Origin of the sequence: Propionibacterium acidifaciens DSM 21887 (assembly GCF_000426605.1) — a bacterium.
In the GTDB taxonomy this organism is placed as follows: Bacteria; Actinomycetota; Actinomycetes; order Propionibacteriales; family Propionibacteriaceae; genus Propionibacterium; species Propionibacterium acidifaciens.
In genome coordinates, this window is record NZ_AUFR01000061.1 from 1 (window position 1) to 5,003 (window position 5,003).

A 5,003-nucleotide genomic window follows, 5' to 3' on the forward strand; every position below is an offset into this window, starting at 1 on the left:
GGCAAGCCTCTCGGCCGTTTGGGATCGGTCAGCTCCACGCCTCGCGGCGCTTCCACGTCCGACCCATCAACCCGGTGGTCTGCCGGGGGCCTTACCAGCACGGGGCTGGGGAATCCTCATCTTGAAGCGTGCTTCCCGCTTAGATGCTTTCAGCGGTTATCACTTCCCAACGTGGCCAACCAGCCATGCTCCTGGAGGAACAACTGGCACACCAGAGGTTGGTCCGTCCCGGTCCTCTCGTACTGAGGACAGCCCTTCTCAAGATTCCTACGCGCGCAGCGGATAGGGACCGAACTGTCTCACGACGTTCTTAACCCAGCTCGCGTGCCGCTTTAATGGGCGAACAGCCCAACCCTTGGGACCGACTCCAGCCCCAGGATGCGACGAGCCGACATCGAGGTGCCAAACCATGCCGTCGCTGTGAGCGCTCGGGCAAGATCAGCCTGTTATCCCCGGGGTACCTTTTATCCGTTGAGTTCTGGCGCTTCCACACGCCACCAGAAGATCACTAGTCCCGACTCTCGTCCCTGCTCGACGTGTCCGTCTCACAGTCAAGCCCCCTTGTGCACTTGCACTCGACACCTGGTTGCCGACCAGGCTGAGGGGACCTTTGGGCGCCTCCGTTACTCTTTGGGAGGCGACCGCCCCAGTCAAACTACCCGTCAGGCACTGTCCCTGAACCGGGTCACGGTCCGAGGTTAGACAACCAGAACGACCAGAGTGGTATTTCAACGACGACTCCACGGCCACTGGCGTGGCCGCTTCACAGTCTCCCACCTATCCTACACAAGCCGCACCGATCACCAATACCAAACTGTAGTGAAGGTCCCGGGGTCTTTCCGTCCTGCTGCGCGTAACGAGCATCTTTACTCGTAATGCAATTTCACCGAGCTCGTGGTGGAGACAGTACCCAAGTCGTTACTCCATTCGTGCAGGTCGGAACTTACCCGACAAGGAATTTCGCTACCTTAGGATGGTTATAGTTACCACCGCCGTTTACTGGGGCTTAAGTTCACCGCTTCGCCGAGAGGCTGACGGTTCCCCTTGACCTTCCAGCACCGGGCAGGAGTCAGTCCGTATACATCGTCTTACGACTTCGCACGGACCTGTGCTTTTAGTAAGCAGTCGCTTGGGTCAATTCACTGCGACTCCCGGCGCTGAGGGCCGCGCGGGCCCCTCACGCCTCAAGTCTCCCTTGTCCCGAAGTTACGGGAGGATTTTGCCGAGTTCCTTCACCACGATTATCTCGATCGCCTCGGTATTCTCTACCTATCCACCAGTGTCGGTTTGGGGTACGGGCGGCACAACAACTCGCTCACGAAGCTTTTCTAGGCAGCATAGGATCACTCGAACACGGACCCTGCTGACAGGGCCCCTCTCATCATCTCTCAGGCACACGACCAGCGGATTTGCCTACCAGTCACCCTACAGACTTGACAGCCTTACCATGACGGCTGTCGAGCTACCTTCCTGCGTCCCTCCGCAGCTTGTCTACTACAGACTCGGTTCACAGACTCGACGCCACCGGCACCCGAAAGCGCCGGAGACATCTCGCGTGCTTAGCATCACCCGATTCGACAGGACCGTTGCTGGGCCGGTACGGGAATATCAACCCGTCAACCATCGACTACGCCTGTCGGCCTCGCCTTAGGACCCGACTCACCCGGGGCAGATCAACTTGACCCCGGAACCCTTGGATATTCGGCGGACGGGTTTCCCACCCGTCAAAACGCTACTCATGCCTGCATTCTCACTCGCGCGCACTCCACGCCGGGTCACCCCGACGCTTCACGGCACGCACAACGCTCCCCTACCCATCCACACGCCCGGCACCGGACACAAGGCCCGGCGCCCGGCACACGCGCGGACGCCACAGCTTCGGCGGACGGCTTGAGCCCCGCTGAATTGTCGGCGCGGAATCACTTGACCAGTGAGCTATTACGCACTCTTTCAAGGATGGCTGCTTCCAAGCCAACCTCCTGGTTGTCACCGCAACTCCACATCCTTTTCCACTTAGCCGCCCCTTGGGGGCCTTAGCTGATGGTCTGGGCTGTTTCCCTCTCGACGACGAAGCTTATCCCCCGCCGTCTCACTGCCGTGCTCCAACTTGCCGGCATTCGGAGTTTGGCTGATTTCAGTAAGCTGATGGGCCCCCTAGACCATCCAGTGCTCTACCTCCGACAAGGAACACACGACGCTGCACCCAAATGCATTTCGGGGAGAACCAGCTATCACAGTGTTTGATTGGCCTTTCACCCCTACCCACAGCTCATCCCCCAGGTTTGCAACCCTGGTGGGTTCGGGCCTCCACGACGTCTTACCGTCGCTTCACCCTGGCCATGGGTAGATCACACCGCTTCGGGTCTAGAGCATGCGACTGGACCGCCCTGTTCGGACTCGCTTTCGCTACGGCTACCCCACACAGGTTAACCTCGCCACACACCACTAACTCGCAGGCTCATTCTTCAAAAGGCACGCCGTCACCCCCACGAGGAAGGCTCCGACGGATTGTATGCGACCGGTTTCAGGTACTATTTCACTCCCCTCCCGGGGTACTTTTCACCGTTCCCTCACGGTACTGGTCCGCTATCGGTCACCAAGGAGTATTTAGGCTTGACGGGTGGTCCCGCCGGATTCACGCGGAATTTCAGGGGTCCCGCGCTACTTGGGACGTGCCCAAGGAAGACGATGTCATACGTGTACGGGACTGTCACCCACTCCGGTACGGCTTCCCAGCCGCTTCCACTTCAACACCGCTTTGTCACTCCCCGCCCTCCTGACAGCTCGGGCAAGAACACTCCCACAACCCCGCACGTGCAACGCCTGCCAGCTGTCCACACACGCACGGTTTGGCCTCCTCCGCTTTCGCTCGCCACTACTCACGGAATCACTGTTGTCTTCTTCTCCTGTGGGTACTGAGATGTTTCACTTCCCCACGTTCCCTCACACCCCCCTATACATTCAGGGAGCAGTCGCCGGCCTCACGACCGGTCACCTTCGAGGTTCCCCCATTCGGAAATCCCCGGATCAAAGCTCGTCCACCAGCTCCCCGGGGCTTATCGCAGGTCACAACGTCCTTCATCGGCTCTTGGTGCCTAGGCATCCACCGATCGCACTCAGTAGCTTGTCGAACACACATGTCAATCGAAACTACAAAGATGCTCGCGTCCACTATGAAGTTCTCAACACACGCACGGAACCGCACGCCGCACGGGACGAACCCGCCCGACACACGACCGCCGACGAAGAAGCCACCGCACGGCCGCTCCCTCACAACCCAACAGCGTGCCCCCAGCCAGCCCTCCACAAAAAACAAGCCCGACCCGCACCACCGGCACGAGCCGGCGCACGGGCCCCGCACCCACCAGGAAACCCCAGCAGACACGAGAAGACAGGCATCCTTAGAAAGGAGGTGATCCAGCCGCACCTTCCGGTACGGCTACCTTGTTACGACTTAGTCCTAATCACCAGTCCCACCTTCGACGGCTCCCCCCACAAGGGACAGGCCACCGGCTTCGGGTGTTACCGACTTTCATGACTTGACGGGCGGTGTGTACAAGCCCCGGGAACGTATTCACCGCAGCGTTGCTGATCTGCGATTACTAGCGACTCCGACTTCATGGGGTCGAGTTGCAGACCCCAATCCGAACTGAGACCGGCTTTCCGAGATTCGCTCACCCTCACAGGCTCGCAACTCTTTGTACCGGCCATTGTAGCATGCGTGAAGCCCTGGACATGAGGGGCATGATGACTTGACCTCATCCCCACCTTCCTCCGAGTTGACCCCGGCGGTCTCCAACGAGTCCCCAGCCGAACTGCTGGCAACATTGGACGAGGGTTGCGCTCGTTGCGGGACTTAACCCAACATCTCACGACACGAGCTGACGACAGCCATGCACCACCTGTGAACCGGCCGAAAAGGCACGCCCATCTCTGAGCGCTTCCAGTACATGTCAAACCCAGGTAAGGTTCTTCGCGTTGCATCGAATTAATCCGCATGCTCCGCCGCTTGTGCGGGGCCCCGTCAATTCCTTTGAGTTTTAGCCTTGCGGCCGTACTCCCCAGGCGGGGTACTTAATGCGTTGGCTACGGCACGGATCACGTGGAATGCGACCCACACCTAGTACCCACCGTTTACAGCGTGGACTACCAGGGTATCTAAGCCTGTTTGCTCCCCACGCTTTCGCTTCTCAGCGTCAGGAAAGGTCCAGAGAACCGCCTTCGCCACCGGTGTTCTTCCCGATATCTGCGCATTCCACCGCTCCACCGGGAGTTCCATTCTCCCCTACCTTCCTCAAGTCAACCCGTATCGACAGCAAGCCCGAGGTTGAGCCCCGGGATTTCACTATCGACGCGATCAACCGCCTACAAGCTCTTTACGCCCAATAATTCCGGACAACGCTCGCACCCTACGTATCACCGCGGCTGCTGGCACGTAGTTGGCCGGTGCTTCTTCCCCCACTACCGTCACTCGCGCTTCGTCATGGGTGAAAGCGGTTTACAACCCGAAGGCCGTCATCCCGCACGCGGCGTTGCTGCATCAGGCTTCCGCCCATTGTGCAATATTCCCCACTGCTGCCTCCCGCAGGAGTCTGGGCCGTATCTCAGTCCCAATGTGGCCGGTCGCCCTCTCAGGCCGGCTACCCGTCAAGGCCTTGGTGGGCCACTACCCCACCAACAAGCTGATAGGCCGCGAGACGATCCCTGACCGCAAAAAGCTTTCCAACAACCCGGATGCCCGGGAAACTGAATATTCGGGATTACCACCTGTTTCCAAGTGCTATACCAAAGTCAAGGGCACGTTCCTCACGTGTTACTCACCCGTTCGCCACTCGTGTACGCCCGAAAGCGCCTTACCGTTCGACTTGCATGTGTTAAGCACGCCGCCAGCGTTCGTCCTGAGCCAGGATCAAACTCTCCGTAAAAACCACCGGACCAGACCCACGAAGAACCCGGCCCGACAAAAACAACAAGAGAACAACCCCGACCCCATCCAGAAAAAC

General features: G+C 59.3%; 2 rRNA genes. Both read right to left on the reverse strand.

The features are described 5' to 3' along the window. A 23S ribosomal RNA gene (locus K336_RS0112150) occupies positions 1–3,130 on the reverse strand. A 275-nt stretch (positions 3,131–3,405) separates the two neighbouring features. Continuing rightward, positions 3,406–4,925, reverse strand: a 16S ribosomal RNA gene (locus K336_RS0112155). The 16S and 23S rRNA genes sit together here, the layout of an rRNA operon. Between the last annotated feature and the right edge of the window lie 78 nt (positions 4,926–5,003).